Origin of the sequence: Streptomyces sp. L7 (assembly GCF_050990935.1) — a bacterium.
Classification (GTDB): domain Bacteria; phylum Actinomycetota; class Actinomycetes; order Actinomycetales; family Microbacteriaceae; genus Leifsonia.
The window spans coordinates 2600663-2622917 of record NZ_CP194644.1 but is presented as its reverse complement, the minus strand read 5'-3'; the positions used below and the strand labels follow the sequence as shown (position 1 = coordinate 2622917).

General features: G+C 70.7%; 20 protein-coding genes and 2 pseudogenes. 13 read left to right on the top strand and 9 right to left on the bottom strand.

What is annotated here, in order from left to right:
* The first annotated feature begins 89 nt into the window (after positions 1 to 89).
* The 7 genes and pseudogenes from iolC (at position 90) to ACR5MH_RS13060 (ending at position 8575) form a co-directional block, all read left to right on the top strand.
* The gene (gene iolC / locus ACR5MH_RS13090) at positions 90 to 1058 is read left to right on the top strand and encodes a 5-dehydro-2-deoxygluconokinase (protein WP_431347592.1); all 969 of its coding nucleotides are present in this window, start codon (positions 90 to 92) and stop codon (positions 1056 to 1058) included.
* Positions 1045 to 1965 carry a class I fructose-bisphosphate aldolase gene (locus ACR5MH_RS13085; protein WP_431347591.1) on the top strand — a complete coding sequence of 307 codons (921 nt, stop codon included), beginning with the start codon at positions 1045 to 1047 and terminating at the stop codon, positions 1963 to 1965. The genes iolC and ACR5MH_RS13085 overlap by 14 nt, the downstream gene beginning before the upstream one ends.
* A gap of 43 nt (positions 1966 to 2008) precedes the next feature.
* Positions 2009 to 3592, top strand: a complete 1584-nt coding sequence (locus tag ACR5MH_RS13080; protein ID WP_431347590.1) for a CoA-acylating methylmalonate-semialdehyde dehydrogenase — start codon at positions 2009 to 2011, stop codon at positions 3590 to 3592.
* Positions 3546 to 4570: pseudogene (locus ACR5MH_RS13075) on the top strand (5-deoxy-glucuronate isomerase). The gene ACR5MH_RS13080 and the pseudogene ACR5MH_RS13075 overlap by 47 nt, the downstream one beginning before the upstream one ends.
* On the top strand, positions 4567 to 6495 hold the full coding sequence (iolD, locus tag ACR5MH_RS13070; protein ID WP_431347588.1) for a 3D-(3,5/4)-trihydroxycyclohexane-1,2-dione acylhydrolase (decyclizing): 1929 nt from the start codon (positions 4567 to 4569) through the stop codon (positions 6493 to 6495). The pseudogene ACR5MH_RS13075 and the gene iolD overlap by 4 nt, the downstream one beginning before the upstream one ends.
* Positions 6496 to 6535: 40 nt before the next feature.
* Positions 6536 to 7480: a sugar phosphate isomerase/epimerase family protein gene (locus ACR5MH_RS13065; RefSeq protein WP_431347587.1), complete on the top strand. Its 945-nt coding sequence runs from the start codon at positions 6536 to 6538 to the stop codon at positions 7478 to 7480.
* 69 nt (positions 7481 to 7549) lie between these two features.
* Positions 7550 to 8575, top strand: a complete 1026-nt coding sequence (locus ACR5MH_RS13060) for a Gfo/Idh/MocA family protein (protein WP_431347586.1) — start codon at positions 7550 to 7552, stop codon at positions 8573 to 8575.
* A gap of 76 nt (positions 8576 to 8651) precedes the next feature.
* On the opposite strand, the gene ACR5MH_RS13055 is transcribed toward ACR5MH_RS13060, so the two are convergent.
* Entirely contained in the window at positions 8652 to 9410 is a 759-nt protein-coding gene (locus tag ACR5MH_RS13055) for a GntR family transcriptional regulator (protein ID WP_431347585.1), read from the bottom strand.
* Positions 9411 to 9493: 83 nt separating this feature from the next.
* Positions 9494 to 10123, bottom strand: a complete 630-nt coding sequence (locus tag ACR5MH_RS13050; RefSeq protein ID WP_431347584.1) for a LysE family translocator — start codon at positions 10121 to 10123, stop codon at positions 9494 to 9496.
* A gap of 31 nt (positions 10124 to 10154) precedes the next feature.
* Here ACR5MH_RS13050 and ACR5MH_RS13045 point away from each other — a divergent pair, with 31 nt between their 5' ends.
* Positions 10155 to 10817, top strand: a complete 663-nt coding sequence (locus ACR5MH_RS13045; RefSeq protein WP_431347583.1) for a class I SAM-dependent methyltransferase — start codon at positions 10155 to 10157, stop codon at positions 10815 to 10817.
* A gap of 84 nt (positions 10818 to 10901) precedes the next feature.
* Here the strand turns inward: ACR5MH_RS13045 and ACR5MH_RS13040 are convergent, their stop codons facing one another.
* A complete protein-coding gene (locus ACR5MH_RS13040) occupies positions 10902 to 11564 on the bottom strand; it encodes a TetR/AcrR family transcriptional regulator (RefSeq protein ID WP_431347582.1) in 663 nt (220 codons plus the stop codon).
* A 94-nt stretch (positions 11565 to 11658) separates the two neighbouring features.
* Between ACR5MH_RS13040 and ACR5MH_RS13035 the strand changes: the two genes are divergently transcribed.
* Positions 11659 to 13359 (top strand): MDR family MFS transporter, encoded by a 1701-nt coding sequence (locus tag ACR5MH_RS13035; protein ID WP_433861831.1) that lies wholly within the window; start codon positions 11659 to 11661, stop codon positions 13357 to 13359.
* Between the two features lie 11 nt (positions 13360 to 13370).
* Positions 13371 to 13712, top strand: a pseudogene (locus tag ACR5MH_RS13030) (MarR family winged helix-turn-helix transcriptional regulator); the annotation flags it as partial.
* 262 nt (positions 13713 to 13974) lie between these two features.
* Here the strand turns inward: ACR5MH_RS13030 and ACR5MH_RS13025 are convergent.
* Genes ACR5MH_RS13025 through ACR5MH_RS13010 form a run of 4 tightly spaced genes read right to left on the bottom strand, consistent with a single transcriptional unit; the run spans position 13975 to position 16426 of the window.
* Positions 13975 to 14247 carry a sensor histidine kinase gene (locus ACR5MH_RS13025; RefSeq protein ID WP_431347581.1) on the bottom strand — a complete coding sequence of 91 codons (273 nt, stop codon included), beginning with the start codon at positions 14245 to 14247 and terminating at the stop codon, positions 13975 to 13977.
* Positions 14244 to 14969 (bottom strand): histidine kinase dimerization/phospho-acceptor domain-containing protein, encoded by a 726-nt coding sequence (locus ACR5MH_RS13020; protein WP_433861830.1) that lies wholly within the window; start codon positions 14967 to 14969, stop codon positions 14244 to 14246. Before ACR5MH_RS13020 ends, ACR5MH_RS13025 begins: the two co-directional genes overlap by 4 nt.
* A 10-nt stretch (positions 14970 to 14979) precedes the next feature.
* A complete protein-coding gene (locus ACR5MH_RS13015) occupies positions 14980 to 15645 on the bottom strand; it encodes a response regulator transcription factor (RefSeq protein ID WP_431347579.1) in 666 nt (221 codons plus the stop codon).
* A 28-nt stretch (positions 15646 to 15673) separates the two neighbouring features.
* Entirely contained in the window at positions 15674 to 16426 is a 753-nt protein-coding gene (locus ACR5MH_RS13010; RefSeq protein ID WP_431347578.1) for a phosphatase PAP2 family protein, read from the bottom strand.
* A 137-nt stretch (positions 16427 to 16563) separates the two neighbouring features.
* Here ACR5MH_RS13010 and ACR5MH_RS13005 point away from each other — a divergent pair, with 137 nt between their 5' ends.
* From ACR5MH_RS13005 to ACR5MH_RS12995, 3 genes are all read left to right on the top strand, one after another.
* Complete coding sequence (locus tag ACR5MH_RS13005) at positions 16564 to 17343, top strand: COG4705 family protein (RefSeq protein WP_433861829.1); 780 nt, start codon at positions 16564 to 16566, stop codon at positions 17341 to 17343.
* A 328-nt stretch (positions 17344 to 17671) separates the two neighbouring features.
* Positions 17672 to 18601: an endo-1,4-beta-xylanase gene (locus ACR5MH_RS13000; RefSeq protein WP_433861828.1), complete on the top strand. Its 930-nt coding sequence runs from the start codon at positions 17672 to 17674 to the stop codon at positions 18599 to 18601.
* A 286-nt stretch (positions 18602 to 18887) separates the two neighbouring features.
* Positions 18888 to 19496, top strand: a complete 609-nt coding sequence (locus ACR5MH_RS12995; RefSeq protein ID WP_431347575.1) for a hypothetical protein — start codon at positions 18888 to 18890, stop codon at positions 19494 to 19496.
* A gap of 24 nt (positions 19497 to 19520) precedes the next feature.
* Here ACR5MH_RS12995 and ACR5MH_RS12990 read toward each other — a convergent pair whose 3' ends face one another.
* Together ACR5MH_RS12990 and ACR5MH_RS12985 are read right to left on the bottom strand one after the other, a co-directional pair.
* Positions 19521 to 20918 carry an APC family permease gene (locus tag ACR5MH_RS12990; protein WP_431347574.1) on the bottom strand — a complete coding sequence of 466 codons (1398 nt, stop codon included), beginning with the start codon at positions 20916 to 20918 and terminating at the stop codon, positions 19521 to 19523.
* Between the two features lie 179 nt (positions 20919 to 21097).
* Positions 21098 to 22105 carry a PHP domain-containing protein gene (locus tag ACR5MH_RS12985; RefSeq protein ID WP_433861827.1) on the bottom strand — a complete coding sequence of 336 codons (1008 nt, stop codon included), beginning with the start codon at positions 22103 to 22105 and terminating at the stop codon, positions 21098 to 21100.
* Positions 22106 to 22255 lie beyond the last annotated feature (150 nt).

The window sequence follows — 22255 nt, the reverse complement described above, 5'->3', positions numbered from 1 at the left end:
CTGGCAGAAAGCTTGTCAGTTTGATAGAACATACGGTGTAGGCTGTCACCAGCGAACACAGCACGACCCCGGCGAAGGAGTTCCACGACATGGCAGAGCAGAGGGAGCCCTTCGACCTGATCACCATCGGGCGCATCGGGGTCGACATCTACCCGCTGCAAGACGGGGTGGGCCTGGAGGACGTCGAGACCTTCGGCAAGTTCCTCGGCGGCAGCGCGACCAACGTGTCGATCGCCGCCGCCCGCCACGGCCTGCACTCGGCCGTCGTCACCGCCACCGGCGACGACCCGTTCGGCCGCTACGCCCACCGCGAGCTGCGCCGGCTCGGCGTGGACGACCGGTTCGTCGGCACCGTCGGCACCCTCAAGACGCCGGTGACCTTCTGCGAGATCTTCCCGCCGGACGACTTCCCGCTGTACTTCTACCGCGACCCGCTCGCGCCGGATCTCGCCATCACGGCGAAGGACCTCGACCTCGACGCGATCAGCCGGGCGCGCATCTACTGGTCGACAGTGACGGGGCTCTCCCGCGACCCGAGCCGCACCGCGCACCATGTGGCGTGGGAGGCGCGGGGCCGCCGGCCGCTCACCGTCCTCGACCTCGACTACCGGCCGATGTTCTGGCCGAGCGGGGCGACGGCGACCGCCGAGGTGGAGCGCGCGCTCGGCCACGTCACGGTCGCCGTCGGCAACCGCGAGGAGTGCGAGATCGCGGTGGGCGAGACCGAGCCGATGCGCGCCGCCGACGCCCTCCTCGAGCGCGGCGTCGAGCTGGCCGTCGTCAAGCAGGGTCCGCGCGGTGTGCTCGCCAAGACGCGCGAAGAGACGGTGGAGGTGCCGCCCTACTTCGTGGAGGTCGTCAACGGCCTCGGCGCCGGCGACGGCTTCGGCGGCGCGCTCTGCTACGGCCTGCTGCAGGACTGGCCGCTCGAGCGGGTCATCCGCTTCGCCAACATCGCCGGAGCCATCGTCGCCACGCGCCGCGAGTGCTCCACCGCCATGCCGACGACCGCCGAGGTCGAATCGGTGCTGAAGGAGCTCCAGAATGTGCCCAGCTGACCTGATCGCCGGCCCCGCTCCGATCCTCGACGCGGCGGCCTTCGAGCGCCTCCGTGGCCGCCGGCACACCAGCCCTGACGATGTCGCCACCGTGCTCTCCGCCCGTACCCGCCGCCCGCTGGTCCGCGACGACGGCCGTCTCTTCATCGTCGCCGCCGACCACCCCGCGCGCGGCGCCCTCGGCGTCGGCGACGACCCGATCGCGATGGCCGACCGGTACGACCTGCTCCAGCGGCTCGCGCTCGCGCTGTCGCGTCCGGGGGTCGACGGCGTGCTCGGCACCCCCGACATCATCGAAGACCTGGCGCTGCTCGGCGCCCTCGACGACAAGATCGCCGTGGGCTCGATGAACCGCGGCGGCCTCCGTGGGGCCGTCTTCGAGATGGACGACCGCTACACCGGCTACGACGTCGACGCGATGGTGCGCGACGGCGTGGATGCGGCCAAGCTGCTCGTCCGCGTCAACCTGGAGGACGCCGGAACGGCGCGCACGTTGGAAGCGACCGCGAACGCGGTCACCGCGGCGGCCCGGGCGCGGCTCCCGATCCTCCTCGAGCCGTTCATGAGCCGGTCGAACGACGGCCGCGTCGTGAACGACCTCACCACGAACGCGGTCATCCAGTCGGTGGCCATCGCCGCGGGCCTCGGCGCCTCGTCTGCGTACACCTGGCTCAAGCTGCCGGTCGTCCCCGAGATGGAGCGCGTCATGGCGGCGACGACCCTGCCCACGCTTCTGCTCGGCGGCGACACCGACGCCGCGCCGGAGGAGACCTTCGCGTCGTGGGAGGCCGCGCTGGCGCTCCCGGGCGTGCACGGGCTCGTCGTCGGGCGTACCCTCCTCTATCCGAAGGACGGGGATGTCGGCCACGCGGTCGACATCGCCGCCTCCCTCGTCCACGGCCGCTGATCCGGCCCGCTCACCGCACGCAGTACCGCGAAGGAACACGATCATGACCAGCACCGACGCCACCACCGACACCACCACCACCACCGCCGCCGTCGCCGCGGGCGAGCTGCCGACGATCCCGCACTGGATCGACGGGGCCGAGCGGCCCTCCGCGAGCGGTCGCACCGCTCCGGTCTTCAACCCGGCCCTCGGCGTGGCGACGTCGAACGTCGCCCTGGCCGATCAGGCCGAGATCGACGAGGCGATCGCTTCGGCGCAGCGCGGCTTCGAGGTGTGGGGGCAGTACTCGATCGCCAAGCGGCAGTCGGTGCTCTTCGCGTTCCGCGAGCTGCTGAACGCACGCAAGGGCGAGCTGGCGTCGATCATCACGGCCGAGCACGGCAAGGTGCTCTCCGACGCGATGGGTGAGATCCTGCGCGGTCAGGAGGTCGTGGAGCTGGCGACCGGGTTCCCGCACCTCATCAAGGGCGCGTACTCCGAGAACGCCTCGACCGGCATCGACGTGTACTCGCTCAAGCAGCCGCTCGGCGTCGTGGGCATCATCTCGCCGTTCAACTTCCCGGCGATGGTGCCGATGTGGTTCTTCCCCGTTGCGATCGCGGCCGGCAACGCCGTGGTCCTCAAGCCGAGCGAGAAGGACCCGTCTGCGGCCCTCTGGCTGGCGCGGCTGTGGAAGGAGGCCGGCCTCCCGGACGGCGTGTTCACCGTGCTGCAGGGCGACAAGCTCGCCGTCGACGGCCTGCTGAACAGCCCGGTCGTCCAGTCCATCTCATTCGTCGGCTCGACCCCGATCGCGGAGTACATCTACGAGACGGCGTCCAAGAACGGCAAGCGCGTCCAGGCGCTCGGCGGTGCGAAGAACCACATGCTGGTGCTGCCCGACGCCGACCTCGACCTGGTCGCCGACCAGGCGGTCAACGCCGGGTACGGCGCGGCGGGGGAGCGCTGCATGGCCGTCTCGGTCGTGCTCGCGGTCGAGCCCGTCGCGGACGACCTCATCGAAAAGATCACCGAGCGCATCGGGCGGCTCCGCATCGGCAACGGCGCGGGCGACGGCCAGGGCGAACCCGACATGGGGCCGCTGATCACCGGTGTGCACCGCGACAAGGTGTCCGGCTACGTCGACATCGCCGAGGCCGACGGTGCGGACATCGTGGTCGACGGCCGCGGCTTCACGGTCGAGGGGCATGAGGACGGTTTCTTCTTCGGCCCGACCCTGATCGACAACATCCCGACGACCTCCGCCGCCTACCGCGAGGAGATCTTCGGGCCGGTGCTGTCCGTGGTGCGGGTGCAGACCTTCCAGGAGGGCCTGGACCTGATCAACTCGGGGCAGTTCGGCAACGGCACCGCGATCTTCACCAACGACGGCGGGGCGGCCCGGCGCTTCCAGAACGAGGTGCAGGTCGGCATGATCGGCATTAACGTGCCGATCCCCGTCCCGGTCGCGTACCACTCGTTCGGCGGCTGGAAGGCCTCCCTGTTCGGCGATGCCAAGGCGTACGGCGTGCACGGCTTCGACTTCTTCACCCGGGAGAAGGCGATCACCAGCCGCTGGCTCGACCCGGCGACGCGGCACCATGCGGACAACCGCGGCATCAACCTCGGCTTCCCGCAGAACAGCTGAGGACCCGGGCATGGCAGAGCAGAACGAATGGTTCTTCCCGCGCGGCGCGCTCAGCGACCGCTGGTGGGAGTCCGTGGTCGACGACTCGCTCGACGGCTGGCAGCACACCGGTCTCCGCGTCGCCGAACTCGCCGGCAACGCGGTCGAGCTGGAGGCCGGCGACGTCGAGCGCATCGTCGTCCCGCTGGCCGGGTCGTTCGCGGTGGAGCACGAGGGGAGACGACCCACCTCGCCGGGCGGTCGAGCGTCTTCGACGGACCGACCGACGTGGTCTACGTGGGCGCCGGCAACGCGCTGACGATCAGCGGGTTCGGCCGGGTCGCCGTGGCGGAGGCGCCGACCAGCGTCCGCAAGCCGACGGCCTACATCGGCAGGAGCGAGGTTCCGGTCGAACTGCGCGGGGCCGGCCGGGACACCCGACAGGTGCATAATTTCGGCACTCCGGATGCTCTGGACGCCGCCGCCCTGATCGTCTGCGAGGTCATCACGCCCGCGGGCAACTGGTCGTCGCATCCCGCCCACAAGCACGACGAGGACGTGCCAGGGCACGAGTCCCGGCTGGAGGAGATCTACTACTTCGAGGCCGCTCCCGTCCGCGGCGCCGCGGCGCCGCCCACCGCGGACGCTTTCGGCAGCTTCGCCAGCTACCGCTCGGCGGCCGGCGACATCGAGACCAACGCGCTCGTCCGCACGGGGGACATCGCCCTCGTGCCGTTCGGGTACCACGGTCCCGCGGTCGCGGCTCCGGAGTACGACCTCTACTACCTCAACGTCATGGCGGGCCCAGGCGAGGAGCGCGCCTGGCTGATCAGCGACGACCCGCGCCAGACCTGGCTGCGGAGCACGTGGGAGGGCGCCGAGCAGGACCCGCGCCTCCCGTACGCGACGAGCACGGCGACCACAGTCACCGCCGCGACCGCCCCCGCCGCGACCGCCCCCGCCGCGACCGCCACCGCGAACGAAGGAGCCGCCCGATGACGACCCGCAGGATGACGGTGGCCCAGGCCCTCGTCGAGTTCCTCGCCAACCAGTGGACCGTCGACGGCGACACGCGCGAGCGGACCATCCCCGGCATGCTCGGCATCTTCGGGCACGGCAACGTCGCCGGCCTCGGCCAGGCGCTCAAGCAGGCGAACGTGCAGGACCCGACGCGGATGCCGTACTACCAGGCGCGCAACGAGCAGGCGATGGTCCACCAGGCGGTCGGCTACGCCCGCATCCACCGCCGCCGAGCCACGCTCGCGTCGGCCGCCTCGGTCGGGCCGGGCGCCGCGAACATGATCACCGGCGCCGCGCTCGCGACCGCCAACCGCCTCCCCGCCCTGCTGCTGCCGTCGGACACCTTCGCGACCCGCGTCGCCGACCCGGTGCTGCAGCAGCTGGAGCACCCGCACGACCTCGGCATCCAGGTGACGGACGCGTTCCGGCCGGTGTCGCGGTTCTTCGATCGCGTGCAGCGACCGGAGCAGCTCTTCTCGATCGCGCTCGCGGCGATGCGTGTGCTGACCGACCCGGCCGAGACGGGCGCGGTGACCATCGCGCTGCCGGAGGACGTGCAGGCCGAGGCGCTCGACGTGCCGGAGGAGTTCCTGGCCCCGCGCGAGTGGCACGTCCGCCGTCCGGCCGCTGAGGGCTGGGCGCTCCAGGCCGCGGTCGACGCGATCCGGAGCGCACAGCGCCCGGTGGTCGTCGCCGGCGGCGGCGTCCTCTACTCGGGCGCGGAGGATGTGCTGCGCGCGTTCGTGGAGGTCACAGGCATCCCGGTCGGCACCACTCAGGCCGGCGGCGGGTCGCTGAGCTGGGACCACCCGCAGTACCTCGGCGGCGTCGGTGCGACCGGCACAACCGCCGCCAACCGGATCACGGCGCAGGCCGACCTCGTCCTCGGGGTCGGCACCCGCTACAGCGACTTCACCACGGCCAGCCGTACGGTCTTCCAGAACCCGGACGTGCGGTTCGTGAACCTCAACATCGCGCCTTTCGACGCGTACAAGCACGGTTCGCAGCTCCCGCTGATCGCCGACGCGCGGGAGGGCCTCGCCGCGTTGATCGACGCGCTGGCGGGGTACTCCGTGCACGCCGGCTACGCGACCTGGATCGCTGAGGAGAAGACGGAATGGGACCGGGTGGCCGACCAGGCGCTGGCCCCGGCCGATCCGGACCCGACGGGCCGGCCCCCGCTCATCGGACAGCCGCAGATCGTCGGGGCTGTGCAACGCGCCTCCGACCCGCGCGACGTCGTCGTGCAGGCGGCCGGCTCCCTCCCCGGTGACCTCCACAAGCTGTGGCGGGTGCGTGACCCGCTCGGCTACCACGTCGAGTATGCCTTCTCGTGCATGGGCTACGAGATCGCCGGCGGCCTGGGCGTCAAGCGCGGGCTGGAGGCGGCCGGCGACGACCGCGACGTCATCGTCCTGGTGGGCGACGGCTCCTACCTGATGCTGCACACCGAGCTCGCTACCGCGGTCGCCGAGGGAATCAAGATCGTCGTCGTGCTCATCCAGAATCACGGCTACGCCTCGATCGGCCACCTCTCCGAGACCGTCGGCTCGCAGCGCTACGGCACCCGCTACCGGTACCGCGACGAGGCCGAGCTCAACTTCGAGCGCGGCGACTTCCTCCCCGTCGACCTGGCCGCCAACGCGCGCAGCTTCGGTATCGACGTGATCGAGCTCGCGCCCGGCCCGGACGCCGCCGCCCGGCTGGAGGAGGCCGTGAAGTCGGCCAAGGCGAGCCCGACCGCCACACTGATCCACATCGACTCCGACCCGTTCGTGTACGCACCGGACGGCGAGGGCTGGTGGGACGTCCCGGTTGCGGAGGTCTCCGAGCTGGAGAGCACGCAGACCGCCCGCACCGACTACCTCCGACAGCAGAAGCAGCAGCGGCCCCTGCTCGGCTGAGCGCGCCGCACCGAACCACGACGACCAGCGAAGGACGACGATGACCGACACCGCCACCGACCGCCGCCCTGCAGAGGCCCACACCTCCGGCCTCCGCATCGGCACCGCGCCCGACTCGTGGGGCGTGTGGTTCCCGGACGACCCGCGGCAGACGCCGTGGGACCGCTTCCTGGACGAAGCGCAGGCCGCGGGCTACAACTGGATCGAGCTCGGCCCGTACGGCTACCTCCCGACCGACCCGGCGCAGCTCCTGGACGAGCTCGCGAAGCGCGACCTCCGGATCAGCGGCGGCACCGTCTTCACCGGCTTCCACAAGGGCGCCGACCAGTGGGACCGCGCCGCCGAGCAGGTGGAGAAGGTCGCCGCGCTGACCCGCGCGGTCGGCGGCGAGCACATCGTCGTCATCCCCGACCTCTGGCGTTCGGATGCCACCGGCGAGACGCTGGAGCCGCGCACGCTGACCGACGAGCAGTGGGAGGCGCTGGCCGCCGGCCACGATCGTCTCGGTCGTATGCTGCTGGAGGAATACGGCCTCCGACAGCAGTTCCACTCGCACGCCGACTCCCACGTCGGCACGCACCGCGAGGTGGAGCGCCTCCTCGCGCAGACCGATCCGCGCTACGTGAATCTCTGCCTGGACACCGGCCACTTCGCCTACTACGGCGGCGACAACCTCAGACTCATCAGGGACCACCCGGAGCGCATCGGATATCTGCACCTCAAGCAGATCGACCCGGAGCTGCGCTTCGAGGTGCTCAAGAACGATGTCGCGTTCGCGGACGCCGCCATCGACGTGATGGTCGAGCCGCCCGCCGGCATCCCGGACTTCGCGCCGATCATCGAGGCTGTCGCCGCCATCGACCCGGAGACCTTCGCGATCGTCGAGCAGGACATGCCCGGCATCGACATCGACGTCCCGCTCGGCATCGCCACCCGCACCCGCCAGCACATCTTCGGATGCTCGCCGCTGACCCGCACCCGCTGACACCCTCCGCCCGCTGACACCCTCTGCCCGCTGACACCCTCCGCCACGCACAGAATCGAGCCACACCGTATGACCACCCCCAACCAGGACCTCCGCGTCGGCGTCGTCGGCGCCGGGCAGATGGGCGCCGACCACATCCAGCGCATCACCCGGACGATCAGCGGAGCCACCGTCTCGGCGATCGTGGAGCCGGATGCCGGCCGGGCGGAAGCCGCGGCGGCCGCTGCTCCGGGGGCAGCCGCGTTCGCGAGCGTCCAGGACGCGCTGGAGGCGTCCGCCCTCGACGCCGTCATCATCGCGACGCCCGGCCAGTTCCACGAGCCCGTCCTGGTGCCCGCGCTCGAGGCCGAGCTCCCCATCCTGTGCGAGAAGCCGCTGACGCCGGACAGCGCGTCGTCGCTGCGCATCCTGGAGCTGGAGCAGAAGCTCGACCGCCCGCACATCCAGCTCGGCTTCATGCGGCGCTTCGACGACGAGTACCGCGCACTGCGCGAGCTCATCGTCGGTGGCGACGCGGGGGACCTGCTGATGCTCCGCGGCGTGCACCGCAACCCGTCGGTGCCCGACAGCTACACCCAGTCGATGCTCATCACCGACTCCGTCGTGCACGAGTTCGACGTCATGCCGTGGCTCGCCGGGTCGCCCGTCCGCAGCGTCGAGGTCAAGTACCCGCGGCGCAACGACCGCGCGCCCGAGCGGCTGCGCGAGCCCATCCTGGTGCTCATCGAGCTGGAGAACGGCGTGCTGGTCGACGTGGAGATGAACGTCAGCGTGCAGTTCGGCTACCAGGTCGGCGCCGAAGCGGTCTTCCAGACCGGCGTCGCGCGGATCGGCCAGCCGTCCGGACTGCAGCGGTGGTCCGACGCCGCGTTCTCGATCGCCGAGCACACGACCTTCAAGACCCGGTTCGCCCGCGCGTACGACGCCCAGGTGCAGGCGTGGGTGAACGCGGTCCGCGACGGCTCGCTCATCGCCGGGCCGAACGCGTGGGACGGCTACCTCGTCGCCCTCGCGTGCGAGGCCGGCGTGAGGGCGCTCGACAAGTCCGGCCCCGTCTCCGTCGAGTCGCCCACCCGCCCCGCCTTCTACGCCTGACCCCGAGCGCCGAAGGGCACGTAAACGCCCCTGAACCGCGGTTTTGCGGGCGTTTTCGTGCCCTTCGGCGAGCGGCTCAGCGATCGACGAGGGTCAGCTCGAACGAGTACAGGTCGGGCCGGTACACGTGCCGCCCGAACTCCACGGCCCGGCCGGAGTTGTCGAATGCGGTGCGCGACATGGTCAGCAGGGGTGACCCGCGACGGATCTCCAGGAGACCGGCCTCGTTCGCGTTCGCGGCGCGCGCGCCGATCCGCTGGTTGGCGACCCGTATCGCCACGCCGCGCGCCTTCAGAAGCTGGTAGAGGCCGCGCGACTCCAGGTCTTCCCGCGAGATGTCGATGAAGTCCTCGGGCAGAGTGTTCTCGAGGATCGCCAGCGGCACGCCATCCGCCGACCGCAGCCGGGTGAGCTCCAGCACCGGGTTGCCGACCGGGACACCGAGCTCGCTCGCCGCGGTCTCGTCGGCGATCCCGATCTCGTACGAGATGACGCGGGTCGTCGGCGTCTGCCCGGACTGGCCGAGGTCTTCGTAGAGGCTGGTCAGCTCGACGTTGCGGGTCACCCGGCCGTGCACGACCTGCGTCCCGATGCCGCGGCGGCGGACCAGGAGTCCCTTGTCGACCAGCTCCTGCAACGCACGCCGGATGGTGGGGCGCGAGAGTCCGAGCCGGTGGCCCAGCGAGATCTCGTTCTCGAGCCGCGATCCCGGAGGAACCGTCTCAGAGCGGATCGCGGCCTCCAGCGCCGTCGCGAGCTGGTAGTAGAGCGGCACGGGACTCGACTTGTCGAGGCTGTCGAACAGGTCCACGGGCAGCGGGTACTCGGCTTGCATCCGGGTCCTCCACAAGTCGATCTAAATGTCAGAACAACCGTACACCTTGTGGATGATGTCAGCCTGTCAGGACAGCCGCACCTTCATTCGGTGGCGCTCAGTGCGATCGTCCCGATGCCGAGCGCGGCGAGGATCGCGGCCGAGATGCGCTCGAGCGTCTTCGTCACCGAGGGCCGCTTGAGCCAGAGGACCGCCCGCGACGCAAGCAGCGCCACCACCGTGAGGTAGGCCGCGGCGACGACCGCGTCGATCGCGCCCAGCAGGAGCGTGTTTCCGATCGCGGCGCCGTCGTGCGGCACGAACTGCGGCGCGATGGCGAGGAAGAAGAGGCCGACCTTCGGGTTCATCACAGTGGACAGCACCCCGGCGAGGAAGCCGGAGTGGAGGGCGGTCGTCCGTACCCTCGCCTCCGGGCCCTGGGCGGCGTGACGGCGGCTGGCGACGAGCGCGGCGACGCCGAGGTAGAGGAGGTAGAGGCCGCCGGCGATCTTGACGACGCGGTAGACCTCGGCGGACTGCTCCAGCAGCGCGGCCAGCCCGAGCGCGACGGCGAGCGCCCACAGCATCGAGCCCACGGCAGACCCCGCCGACGCCGCGAGCCCGGCGCCCGGCCGCGCCAGGCTGTAACGCAGCACGAGGAAGGTGTCGGGGCCCGGCGTCACCGCCAGGATCGCGCAGAGGCCCGCGAAGGCGAGGAGGGCGGGGGCTGTCATGCAGCAAGTGTAGGGGGCGTAGGCTCCCGCCATGACGGACGACCTCCTCGCCGCGGTGCGTGCCCGCTTCGACGGCCGGGCCGCGGAGTACGACCGGAGCGAGATGCACCGGGACCTCGCCGCCGCCGTTGCCGCCTTCGCCGACCTCGATGGCGTGCGGGACGTGCTCGACGTGGCCACGGGGACGGGCCTGGTGCTGCGGGCGCTCCACTCGCGTGACCGCGCGCTGCGGCTGACCGGCATCGACCTGTCGGGCGGGATGGTGGAGGTCGCGCGCGCGGCGCTCCTGGGCGCCACGCTGGTCGAGGGCGACGCGACGGTGCTCCCGTTCGAGGATGACGCGTTCGATCTGGTGACGTGCGCGACGGGCGTGCACCTGTTCCCGGACGCCGACGCCGCGATCGCGGAGTGGGTGCGCGTGCTCCGGCCGGGAGGGCGCGTCGTCACCGCGACCTTCGGCGAGGTGGACCTCTCCCAGCACGGCGGGCGTGCGGGCGCTGCCGTGGCCGGCGGCGCCCATGGTGCAGGTCACCAGGGCGCCGAGCCGCCGCCCTACCCCACGCACCACGAGCGGTTCCGCACCCCCGAGCTCCTCGCCGAGGCCGTCGTCCCCGCGGGCCTCGCACTGACCCGGCACGCCTGGTGGACCCACGCCCACGACCGCGTCCTCCTCGCCGAACTCCGCCCAGGGTGAACGGCGGAGGACGTGCCGCCCCCGCCCGCCACGATCTCCTCCGCTGACCGCGATTCTCGGATCAGGGCGCGCGGATCTCCTCCGCTACCGAGCCGCCAGCCCCGCGAGTGCCCGAGCGATCACCACCGCCCGTGCCGACACCTCGTCCGGCGCCCCGGTCGCCCCGGTCGCCGCCCATTCCCGCACCGCGATCCGCACCGCCCCGATGCACGCCACGACGAGCAGCTCGGCCTGCGCCTCCAGCGGGACCCCGGCGATGGGCGCCTCGCCCGTGGCCCTTTCGATCAGCTCCGCCACCGCCGCGACCACCCCGTTCCTCAGGTCGTCCAGCCTCCGCACCCGCCGCCGGATCAGCCCCGGGTTGCGCGAGGCGATCAGCATGCGTGCCTCCTGCAGCGCCGGGTCGGCCGTCTCGGCGGGGAGCACCCGGAACAGCGTCTGGATGATGGCCGCGACCACGCTGCCGTCGTACGCCTCCTGCAGCCGCGCTGCCACCAGTTCCCGGTCGCCCCACGCCCGGCGGACGCCGAAGAGCGCGTCCTCCTTGCTGTCGAAGTAGTTGAAGAAGGTCCGGTGCGAGACCGGGACGCGCGCGCAGATGTCGTCGACCGTGACGTCATCCAGGTCCCGGTCGAGTACGAGTTCGACGGCGGCGCGCTCGAGGTCGGCGCGGGTCTGCGCCTTCTTGCGCTCGCGCAGCCCGGGCTCAGGCGCCGCCGCTTCGGGAATGGTGGGCAAAGTTTGCATACTCGGAAATTTTACACCAATGCAGATTGTTAGTTGACGATGGTCCACTAATTATATATGGTTGCTTATTGTCAACCAATTGCGAAGGAATCACATGTCCACTGTCACCACGAGGGAGGACGCCCCCGCCTCGGCCATGTCGCACCGGCAGGTGCTCGAGTCCCTGTCCGGGCTGCTGCTCGGCATGTTCGTCTCGATCCTCGCGGGCACGGTCGTGTCGACCTCGCTCCCGCGCATCATCTCCGAACTGGGCGGCAACCAGACCGCATTCACCTGGGTGGTGACGAGCACCCTGCTCGCGACCACGGTCTCCACGCCGATCTGGGGCAAGCTCGCCGACCTGTTCAACCGCAAGATCCTCATCCAATTGGCGCTCGGGCTGTTCGTGCTCGGGTCCGCGCTCGCCGGTTTCTCGCAGAACACCGACATGCTCATCGGCTTCCGCGTGGTGCAGGGCCTCGGCGCCGGCGGTCTGACCGCGCTGAGCCAGATCATCATGGCCGACATCATCAGCCCACGCGACCGCGGCCGGTACATGGGCCTGTTCGGCGGCATCATGGCCGTGGGCACGGTCGGCGGCCCGCTCATCGGGGGCCTCCTCACCGACTCGGTCGGCTGGCGCTGGAACTTCTTCGTCGGCGTGCCCGTCGCGGTCGCCGCGATCATCCTGCTGCAGGTCACCCTCCGGCTCCCGAAGCGCCCGGCCCGCAAGGTCCGAATCGACTACCTCGGCGCGATCTTCCTCGCCGGCGGCATCTCGCTGCTGCTCGTCTGGGTGACCATGGCCGGCTCGCAGTTCGACTGGTGGAGCGCCCAGACGTTCTGGATGGTCGGCGGAGCCCTCGCGCTGCTCGTCGCCACCGTGATCACCGAGCTCGTGGTGACGGAGCCGATCATCCCGCTGGCATTGTTCAAGAACCGCACCTTCACGCTCGCGGTCATCGCCTCCATCTCGGTGGGTGTCGCGATGTTCGGCACGTCGGTGTTCCTCGGCCAGTACATGCAGCTCGCCCGCGGAGCGACCCCGACCGAGTCGGGCCTGCTGACACTTCCCATGATCGTCGGACTGCTGCTGTCGTCGACGATCGTCGGCAACCTGATCAGCCGGTTCGGCAAGTGGAAGGCGTTCATGGTCGCCGGCTCCGTGCTGCTGACGGTCGGCCTCTACCTCATGAGCACCATCGAGTACGACACGAACTACATGCTGGTCTCGCTCTTCATGCTGATCCTCGGCGCGGGCGTCGGCATGGTCATGCAGAACCTGGTGCTCATCGTGCAGAACACGGTGCGCCCCGAGCAGCTCGGGGCCGCGAGCTCGAACGTGGCGTTCTTCCGCAGCCTCGGCGGCACGATCGGCGTCTCGGTGATGGGCAGCCTCCTCGGCACGAAGGTCACCGGCCTGATGGCCGACCGGCAGCACGACCTCCAGGTCGCCATCGCGAAGCTCGGCCAGAAGGGCTTGGAGGTCGCGCAGTCGCTGCAGAGCGGCACGCTCCCCGAGGTCGGCGCGCTGCCGGTCGGCGTCCGGACCATCATCGAGGCGGTCTACGGCCAGGCGGTGGCGGACATCTTCCTGGTGGCCGTGCCGCTGGCGATCGTGACGATCGTCGCGATCCTCCTGCTGCCGAACACGAAGCTCGGCACGAAGACGGCGCTCCAGCAGCTGGACGAGAAGACGACCGCGGCGGCTCCGGAGTCGGCTGCCGAGAAGGCCGAGGAGACGGTCGTGGAGGTCGCCGAGGCGTTGATCGGGGCGCCGGCGACCGCGTCGATCGGCACTCAGGAACGACGCTGACGGGACCCGTTATGATCGCGGCCATGAACAACACGGAGCGGGCGGCGCTGGACCACGGCGTCGCCCGTTCCGGGTCGGCGCCGGCCGACCCGGCGGACGCGGCGATCGCATCCGTCGAGGAGCAGTTCACCATCCTCTTCAACCGGGTGAGCGCCGGGATGCGCGAGCGGTCCGCGCGCGTGCACCCCGACCTCCAGCCGGTCGGGTTCAAGCTGCTGAACACGCTGGTGCGGACCGGCCCCGTGCACGCGGGCGCGCTCGCCGGCGAACTCGCGACCGACAAGAGCGTCGTCAGCCGACAGGTGCGCATCCTGGAGGAGCTCGGCTTCGTGGAGCGCCGGGCCGACCCCGCCGACCGCCGCGCGAGCTTCCTGGTCGCGACACCCGCCGCGATCGAGCGCGTCAACGAGGCACGAGCCGCCGACCAGGCCCAGCTCTACCGCAGCCTCCGCCAGTGGGGCGCCGACGACGTCGGCCGCCTCGCCGAGCTCCTCGCCCGCCTGAACGCCACCACCCCCTCCACTAGCCGAGCAGCTATCTCTTCCTCACTTTCTCCCGCAACACGCCGGGCGGGAGCGGGAGAAAGTGAGGAAGAGATGGCTGGGTGCGTCGGGGTCAGCGGGCGGGAAGGCGCAACTCGAGGGCGGTGCCGTCGGGGCCGGTGGAGGCCACGCGGACCTCGCCGCCGTGCCGCACCGCGACCTCCCGCACGAGCGCGAGCCCGATCCCGAAGCCCGAGCGCGAGCGGCCGGTGGCCGTCGGCGCGCTGGGCGCGGCGCGCGCGAACCGGTCGAAGATCCGGGCCGGGTCGATGCCCTGGATGCCGGGCCCCTGGTCCGCCACGGTCAGGTACGCCGAGCGCCCCTCCCGCCGGATCGTCGCGGTCACCACACCGCCGGCGGGGAGTGGGAGACGGCGTTGTCGAGCAGCGCCGTCGCGCAGCGCTGCAGCGTCGTCGCCGGGACCTCGCTCGCGACCTCGTCCCGCACCTGCAGCCGCACCGTCACCCCGGCCTGCTCCGCGAGCACCCCGAGCGAGTCGACCGCCCGGCGCACCGGCTCGGCCAGCGGCACGGGCCCGTCTGACGCCGCAGCCCCCTCCCGCTCGGGGTCCGCGGCGAGGAGCAGGTCGTTCACGACCTCGATCAGCGTCCGCGTGTCGTCGCGCAGCTCGGCCACCGTCGCCGTCGACGGGTCGCCGTCCGGGAGCCCGCGCTGCAGCACCTGGAGGCGCGCGTCCAGCACCGCGAGCGGCGTGCGCAGTTCGTGGCTGGCGTCCGCGACGAAGTCCCGCTGCCGGCGGAGCGCCTCCCCGAGCGGCCGTACGGCGCGACGGGTGACCACGACCGCGAGCACGCCGGCGACGATCACCGCCAGCACGCCCACCACGACGAACGCGATCATCGCGTCCACGGTGTCGATGTAGATCTTGTGCTCGCCGGGGCGCGGGGCCTCCTGAAGCTCCTTCGGCTGAAGCTGGTAGAGCACGAAGAAGAAAGCCACCCCGATCGCCGCCACGACCAGCGCGCCGGACGCGATCGTGAGCTGGAGGCCGACCGTGCGGGAGGCGCGGCGGACCTCCCGGAAGTCCGAGTCGGCGCGCCTGGTCACGGGTGCCGCCTCACAACTGCCCCAGCCGGTAGCCCTCGCCGCGCACGGTCGCGATGATCTCCGGGTCGGTCTTCCGCCGCAGGTAGTGCACGTAGGTGTCCACGGTGCCGGGCTGCTCGTCCGCCTCGAACACGGCCTCCAGGATGTGCGCGCGCGAGAACGTCCGCAGCGGGCTCTCCGCCAGCAGGCGCAGGAGGTCGGACTCCCGCTCGGTGAGTTGGATGCGGCCCTCGTAGGGCGAGTAGATGCTGCGGCTCTCCGGGTAGAACCGCCACGCGCCGACCGGCAGTTCCCTGCCCTCGCCGCTGAAGGTGCGGGTCAGCGCCCGCAGTCGGGCGAGCAGCTCGTCGAACTCGAACGGCTTGACGAGGTAGTCGTTCGCCCCGGCGTCGAGGCCTTCGACGCGGTCCCGGAGGGCGCCGAGCGCGGTGAGCATGATGATCGGGGCGACGACGCGGCCGTCGCGCAGCTTGCCGACGAGGGTCACGCCGTCGATGCCGGGCAGCCGGCGGTCGACCACCATCGCGTCGTACCGTTCGCGGAGTCCGGTGGCCAGGCCGGCCTCCCCGTCGACGACGCGCGTGACGTCGTAGGCCTCTGACAGCACCTGTTCGATCAGCGGTCCGAGGCGCGGGTCGTCTTCGACCAGCAGCACGCGCAGTCGGGTGGCCTCCATGTCGTTCAACTTAGCGCGGTCGCTCAACTCAGCGCGGCCGCCGCGGTTCGCGGCCGTGGGCGGGGTCGAGCCCCGGACCGATGAGCGGGAACCGCTCGAGCCGTGGCGCGATCAGCCGCAGCACGCCGAGCACGAGGAGGACCGCCGCCGTCGCGTAGACGAGCGACGCCAGAACATCCGTGGGGTTGTGCACGCCGAGGTAGACGCGCGAGAACGCGGTGACCAGCGGCGCGGCGATCGCGAACGCCTGCAGCGGGCGCCGCAGCCGGCCTCGACCGAACACGATCAGCAGCGCGAGGGCGAGCGCCACCGCGAAGCTGGTGTGCCCGCTCGGGAAGCTGAACCCGGTGTCGGTGAGGACGTGGTGCGGCAGGTCGGCGGACAGCGGGCGGGGACGCCGCACGACGTCCTTGACGGCGGTGCTGCCGAGCCACGGGAGGAGGGCGAGCGCCGCGAAGGCGACCGCCGGCCCGAGCCTGCGCCGGGCGATCCAGGTCGCGGCCGAGATCAGCCCGACGATCGCGAGCGCCGCCACCGGCGAGAACAGGACGGAGTCGGTCAGCGTCACGGCGTCGAGGAACGGGGTGCGGGCCCCCTCGATGGCGCGGATGACGCCGAGGTCCCACGCGGTGATCGCGGGGGAGGCCACGATCGCGAGACCGGCGAGCACCACCAGCAGGAGGACGACGAACGGGAGCACGATGCCGCGGGCCGTGGCGGCGGGAGACGCGGCGGTCGGCACGTCGTCTCCGATCGGGCGGCGGGGCGTGGTGGCGGTCATGGGTGCCTCCTTCGACCATCCAGCCTGCGCGCCGCCTCCCCAGAAGCCGCTAAGGATTCCCGGCGCCCCTGCCTGTGGCCTCTCAGCGCCTGTGGCCTCTCAGAGGATTCTGGGAGGCGATGCGGAATGCTGTCGGGATGCTCCGCAACAAGGTCCCCGCTGTCACTGCGCTGTTCTGGGTCACCAAGCTGCTGACCACCGCGATGGGGGAGACGACCTCCGACTTCCTGGTCAAGAACTACGACCCGGTCATCGCGGTCATCGCGGCGTTCGTGGTGTTCGCCGCCGCCCTGGTGCTGCAGTTCGCCGTGCGCCGGTACATCCCGTGGGTGTATTGGCTGACCGTGTTGATGGTGGCTGTGTTCGGCACGATGGTCGCCGATGTCCTGCACATCGTCATCGGCATCCCGTACCTGGTGTCGACGGTCTTCTTCGCGGTCGTCCTGGCCGTCGTGTTCGTGGTCTGGTTCCGCACGCAGCGGACGCTGTCGGTGCACCACATCGACACCCGCACCCGGGAGTTCTTCTACTGGTGCGCGGTGCTCGCGACGTTCGCGCTCGGCACCGCGGTCGGCGACCTGACCGCCACGACCTTCGGCCTCGGCTACCTGGTGTCCGGGATCCTGTTCGGCGTGCTGTTCGCGATCCCGGGCGTCGCGTACCGCTGGTGGGGGTTCGGCGCGACCGCAGCCTTCTGGACCTCATATGTTCTGACCCGGCCTTTCGGTGCCTCGATCTCGGACTACCTGGCCGTCTCCCACGCGGGCGGCGGTATGAACCTCGGCACCGGGCCGGTCAGCCTGGTGCTGTTCGCCGCGATCGTCGTGTGCGTCGTGGTGATGAGTGTCCGCCGCCCCGGCGGCCCCGGAGCAGCGGCGGCCGAGGGACGCGTCAGCGCGTCCATCCCGGCCGACTAGGCGTCGCGAGCCCGTGTCCCCTGTCTGCGGGTGAAATAGGTTTTCCAAAACCCTATTTGTCCATTGACACAACATATCGATCCCGCGAAACTTCCCTGCGGACGCTCAAAGCCCGGGCGCCCAGCCGTACGAAGGAGTATCGCGTGACAATTCGAGGTCGATTGGTGATCGCCGGCGCCGCCCTGCTCGGGGCGAGCGCACTGTTCGTCAGCCAGGGCGCCGCAGTGGCGTCACCCCCGGGAGCACAGCGCCCCCATCGCCGTCCCAGCCCGCGTCCCTGCGCAATCTCGCCGCGCAGAGCGGGCTGCGTATCGGAACCGCCGTCAACATGGATGCGCTGGCGAGCGACGCGGCCTACAAGGCCATCGCGGCGAGCCAGTTCTCGACAGTGAGTCCCGAGAACGTCATGAAGTGGGACGCCGTCGAGTCCGCGCAGGGCAGCTACAACTGGGCCCCCGCCGACCAGCTCGTCGCGTTCGCCCAGCAGAACGGCCAGCTCGTGCGCGGCCACACGCTGGTCTGGCACAACCAGCTGCCCGCGTGGCTCTCCCAGGAGCTGCCGTCGATGTCGTCCGCGGATGTCCGGGCGCTGCTGAAGAAGCACATCACCGACGAGGTCACCCACTTCAAGGGCGAGATCTGGCAGTGGGATGTCGTCAACGAGGCGTTCAACGACGACGGCACGCTGCGCGACTCGATCTGGCTGCAGAAGCTCGGGCCGGACTACATCGCGGATGCTTTCCGGTGGGCGCACGCCGCGGATCCGAAGGCGCTGCTGTTCTACAACGACTACAACATCGAGTACACGGGCCCGAAGAGCAACGCGGTCTACGGCTTCGCGCAGAAGCTGAAGGCGCAGGGCGTGCCGATCGACGGCGTCGGCTTCCAGACCCACCTGGACACCCAGTACGGCCTGCCTGACCTGCAGAACAACCTGCAGCGGTTCTCCGACCTCGGCCTGAAGGTCGCGGAGACCGAGGTGGACGTGCGCACCACGCTCCCCGTGACCGCGGTGGAGCAGAACGCCCAGGTGGCCGGCTACACGAGCACACTGCAGGCGTGCCTCGCGGTCCGGAGCTGCCTCTCCTACACGGTGTGGGGGTTCGGCGACGCGTACTCGTGGGTGCCGAACACGTTCCCGGGCGAGGGCGCGGCGGACATCTACGACGCGAACCTCCAGCCGAAGGCCGAGTACACGGCGCTCCAGCAGACGCTGGCGCTCGCCGTGGCGCCGCCGGCACGAGGCGACCGGCACTAGCAGGCCGGCGGGAGGTCTCCGGGGCGCGCTCCCTGGAGATCTCCCGGGTTCCCTTTAAGCGAGCCGCTGGTACCCTCGATCGGGTATGACGCCCGCGGAACCCCCACGCATGCGCGGCCGCCGCTCGGCAGGCCGTCGCGCCGCCGTACCCCCGGCGAGGCCGCCCCGCGCCCGGACGGTGTCCCGGCCCGCGCCGGCAGCGGCCCGGAACACATCCGCACCCCGCCGACGCCGCCGTCGTCCGCTGCAGCTTCCGCTCCATCACCGCCTGGGCGTCTCGCTGGCCGTGATCGCGCTGGTCTGCGGCTTCTCGATCGTGCCGACGGACGCCGCGCTCGCCGCCACCGTGATCGGCCCGGAGGCCACGACGCTGGCTCCCGGAGCTCCCGCCTCGGACGCCGTGCAGCACCTCCTGGTGGACGCCACGATCGGCGCCCCCGTCGTGAATCGCGACACCCTCGGTGCGACGGACAGCATCGAGAGCCTCGCCCGCATCGGCACGAACGAGTCGTGGGCCGAGCTGGTGCTGATGTTCGGGGGCTGGCAGACGACCAAGGCCAACGTGGACTTCATGCTGCGCTGGATGCGCCAGGAGAACGGACCGCCGGACTGGTGGAACCGTAACAATCCTCTCAACAACGGCTACGGCTCCGGAGGCGGTGCCGGCTTCGGCAGCTACCCCGATCTGGTGACGGCCGCGAAGTACTGCGCAGAGAACCTCCAGCGCGGCTACCCCGCCGTCGTCGCCGGACTCACCGCGGGTACGAGTGCAGATGTGACGGCGGCCGCGATCTGGGCCTCCCCGTGGGCGAGCAGCCACTACGGCTACGGCTCGCACTGGAGCACGAGCCCCGTCCCGATCGTGACGGCCCCCGCCTCCGCGTGGGGCAACTGAACCCAGCGCCTCGGCGGTGACTCGCTAGCGGGCGACCTCCGACGGCGCGCCCTCGCGGGTGATGATCGCGGCGTCGCCGTCCTGGTCGAGCTTCACGCCGAGACGCTTGCGGAACGTGCGCGTCAGCACCAGCAGTGTGACGATCCCGATGGCCAGCCAGATCAGGCCGTAGGTGAGCGCGTCGAAGTGGAGGTTGGCCCACAGCACGCCCGTCAGCACCATCCCGATCCCCGGCAGCACGATGTTGCGCACGATCTGCTTCGCGCCGTGCACCTGCCGTTTGCGGATCGCGAAGTGGATGATGACCGTCGCGTTCACCATCGTGAAGGCGATGAGCGCGCCGAAGTTGATCATCGACGACACGAACTCCAGAGTGAACGCCGCCGCCAGCAGCGACACGGCGCCGACCAGCAGCACGGCCACCGCGGGCGTGCGGAACTTCGGGTGGACGAACGACAGCGTCCGCGAGATGCGGCCGTTGCCGTTGCGTGCCATCACGTAGATCATTCGCGAGACGCTGGCATGCGAGGCGAGGCTGGAGGCGACGGCCGCCGCGACCGCGGCCGAGATGAACAGGATCTGGAACAACAGGCCGCCGGTCTTGAGCGCGATCTCCGGCAGCGTGTCGTCGGTGAAGTGGAAGCCGGCCAGGGTCGGGAAGCGCGACTGAGCGAACCATGCGGCGACGAAGAAGATCGCGCCGCCGATCATCAGGGCCAGCACGATCGCCTTGGGCACCGTGCGGGTGTCCTTGGCCTCCTCGGTGTACATCGTGATCGCGTCGAAGCCGATGAACGAGAAGCAGACGACGGTCGCGCCCCCGATGACGGCGCCGAGGTGCACACCTTGGTGGAGCAGCGGAGCGAGGCTGAACGCCGTCCCGTTGCCGGCTCCCGCGTTCAGCGCGGCCCAGGTCAGCGCCACGAACACCGCGATCAGCACGATCTGGAACGCCACCAGGACGCCGTTGACCTTGGAAGTGGACGACATGCTGAACAGGTTCATCGCCGTGATCGCGGCGACGTAGCCGACCACCCAGATCCAGCCGGGCACCTGTGGGAAGAACGACTCCAGGTAGAGCCGTACGATGAGCGCGTTCACCAGAGGGAGCAGCAGGTAGTCGAGCAGCGACGACCAGCCGACGAGGAAGCCGACGTTCGGGTGGATGGTCTCCGACGCGTACGTGTACGCCGATCCCGCCGAGGGGAAGATCCGCGTCATCCGGCCGTAGCTCACCGCGGTGAACACCATCGCCACGAGCGCGAAGAGGTACGCGGCGGGGACGACGCCGTTGGTTTCGCCGGTCACGATCCCGAATGTGTCGAACACAGTCATCGGGGTCATGTAGCCGAGGCCGAGGCCGACGATCGCCCAGAGGCCGAGGGACCGGCGCAGTGCGGTGGGTGCGGGGTTGGTGGACACGCGAGCTCCTTCGCTGCAGTCGGGGACGTGCCATAGTAAGCCCAGTCCGCAACGAAATCCGAATCAAACGCGACGGATCGCATACCTGAATCGGCAAGTTCGCCACTGAATACGTGGTGATTTGAGGTTTTGAGTGTCGATTTCGATAGTCGGCGTAATCGCCCGAATCCGTCGCTGAGCTACTTCGCCAGCCACTCCCGCAGCCGCGGCAGCGGCCAGGTCGTCACGATGCGCTCCGCCGGAACGCCGTTCGCCGCCGCCCGCGCCGCGCCGTAGGCGAGGAAGTCGAGCTGCCCCGGCGCGTGCGCATCGGTGTCGATCGAGAGCAGGCAGCCGGCATCCAGCGCTCGCTGGATGAGCTCGTCCGGCGGGTCCTGCCGCTCGGGCCGCGAGTTGATCTCGACCGCGACCCCGTTCTCCGCGCACGCCGCGAACACTGCGTCGGCGTCGAACTCGCTCGGCGGCCGGGTGCCGCGCGACCCCTGGACCAGCCGCCCGGTGCAGTGGCCCAGCACGTTCGTGTGCGGGGCGCGGATGCCGCCGAGCATCCGCGTGGTCATCGTGCGGCTGTCCGCCCGGAGCTTGGAGTGGACGCTCGCGACCACCACATCCAGCCGGTCGAGGAGGGCGGGCGTCTGGTCGAGTGTGCCGTCCTCCAAAATGTCGACCTCGATGCCGGTCAGGAGGGCGACGCTGCCGGTGTCGAGGCCGGCGATGATAGCGAGCTGCTCCTCCAGCCGCTCGGCGCTCAGGCCGCTCGCCACCGTGAGCGTGGGGGAGTGGTCGGTGATCGCCTGGTACTCGCGGCCCAGCGTCGCCGCGGCCGCGGCCATGACGTCGATCGGCACGGTGCCGTCGGACCACTCGGTGTGGCTGTGCAGGTCGCCTCGCAACTGGGCCCGCAGCTCCGCGCCGCCCGAGTCGAGCGGCGCCGCGTTGCGCTCGCGCAGGTCGCCCAGGTAGGAGGGGACTTCCCCGGCGACGGCCTGCGAGATGACCTGGAAGGTGCGGTCGCCGATCCCCTTCGTGCGCTTGAGCCGCCCGTCCGCGACGCGCGCCGCGACCTCGTCCGTGCCGAGCGGCGCGATGATCGCGGCCGCCTTCCGGAATGCCTGGACTTTGAAGGACGGAGCGAGCTCGCGCTCCAGCCAGAAGGCGATCTCGTTCAACGCTGCGACCGGTTCCATGCCCACATGCTCCCACCCCGATGCCCGCCCCAGCAGCCATCGCTTCCTCACTTTCTCCCGCAACACGCCGAGGAGGAGCGGGAGAAAGTGAGGAAGCGATGGCTGGTTACGGGGGTTACGGGTGGAAGGGAGAGGTCCGGGGCGGGGTCG

What these genes read in the sequence shown, in the direction of transcription:
- iolC (WP_431347592.1), top strand. Translation starts at nt 90, where the DNA reads ATGGCAGAGCAGAGGGAGCCCTTCGACCTGATCACCATCGGGCGCATC.
- ACR5MH_RS13085 (WP_431347591.1), top strand. Translation starts at nt 1,045, where the DNA reads ATGTGCCCAGCTGACCTGATCGCCGGCCCCGCTCCGATCCTCGACGCG.
- ACR5MH_RS13080 (WP_431347590.1), top strand. Translation starts at nt 2,009, where the DNA reads ATGACCAGCACCGACGCCACCACCGACACCACCACCACCACCGCCGCC.
- iolD (WP_431347588.1), top strand. Translation starts at nt 4,567, where the DNA reads ATGACGACCCGCAGGATGACGGTGGCCCAGGCCCTCGTCGAGTTCCTC.
- ACR5MH_RS13065 (WP_431347587.1), top strand. Translation starts at nt 6,536, where the DNA reads ATGACCGACACCGCCACCGACCGCCGCCCTGCAGAGGCCCACACCTCC.
- ACR5MH_RS13060 (WP_431347586.1), top strand. Translation starts at nt 7,550, where the DNA reads ATGACCACCCCCAACCAGGACCTCCGCGTCGGCGTCGTCGGCGCCGGG.
- ACR5MH_RS13055 (WP_431347585.1), bottom strand. Translation starts at nt 9,410, where the DNA reads ATGCAAGCCGAGTACCCGCTGCCCGTGGACCTGTTCGACAGCCTCGAC.
- ACR5MH_RS13050 (WP_431347584.1), bottom strand. Translation starts at nt 10,123, where the DNA reads ATGACAGCCCCCGCCCTCCTCGCCTTCGCGGGCCTCTGCGCGATCCTG.
- ACR5MH_RS13045 (WP_431347583.1), top strand. Translation starts at nt 10,155, where the DNA reads ATGACGGACGACCTCCTCGCCGCGGTGCGTGCCCGCTTCGACGGCCGG.
- ACR5MH_RS13040 (WP_431347582.1), bottom strand. Translation starts at nt 11,564, where the DNA reads ATGCAAACTTTGCCCACCATTCCCGAAGCGGCGGCGCCTGAGCCCGGG.
- ACR5MH_RS13035 (WP_433861831.1), top strand. Translation starts at nt 11,659, where the DNA reads ATGTCCACTGTCACCACGAGGGAGGACGCCCCCGCCTCGGCCATGTCG.
- ACR5MH_RS13015 (WP_431347579.1), bottom strand. Translation starts at nt 15,645, where the DNA reads ATGGAGGCCACCCGACTGCGCGTGCTGCTGGTCGAAGACGACCCGCGC.
- ACR5MH_RS13010 (WP_431347578.1), bottom strand. Translation starts at nt 16,426, where the DNA reads ATGACCGCCACCACGCCCCGCCGCCCGATCGGAGACGACGTGCCGACC.
- ACR5MH_RS13005 (WP_433861829.1), top strand. Translation starts at nt 16,564, where the DNA reads ATGCTCCGCAACAAGGTCCCCGCTGTCACTGCGCTGTTCTGGGTCACC.
- ACR5MH_RS13000 (WP_433861828.1), top strand. Translation starts at nt 17,672, where the DNA reads ATGGATGCGCTGGCGAGCGACGCGGCCTACAAGGCCATCGCGGCGAGC.
- ACR5MH_RS12985 (WP_433861827.1), bottom strand. Translation starts at nt 22,105, where the DNA reads ATGGAACCGGTCGCAGCGTTGAACGAGATCGCCTTCTGGCTGGAGCGC.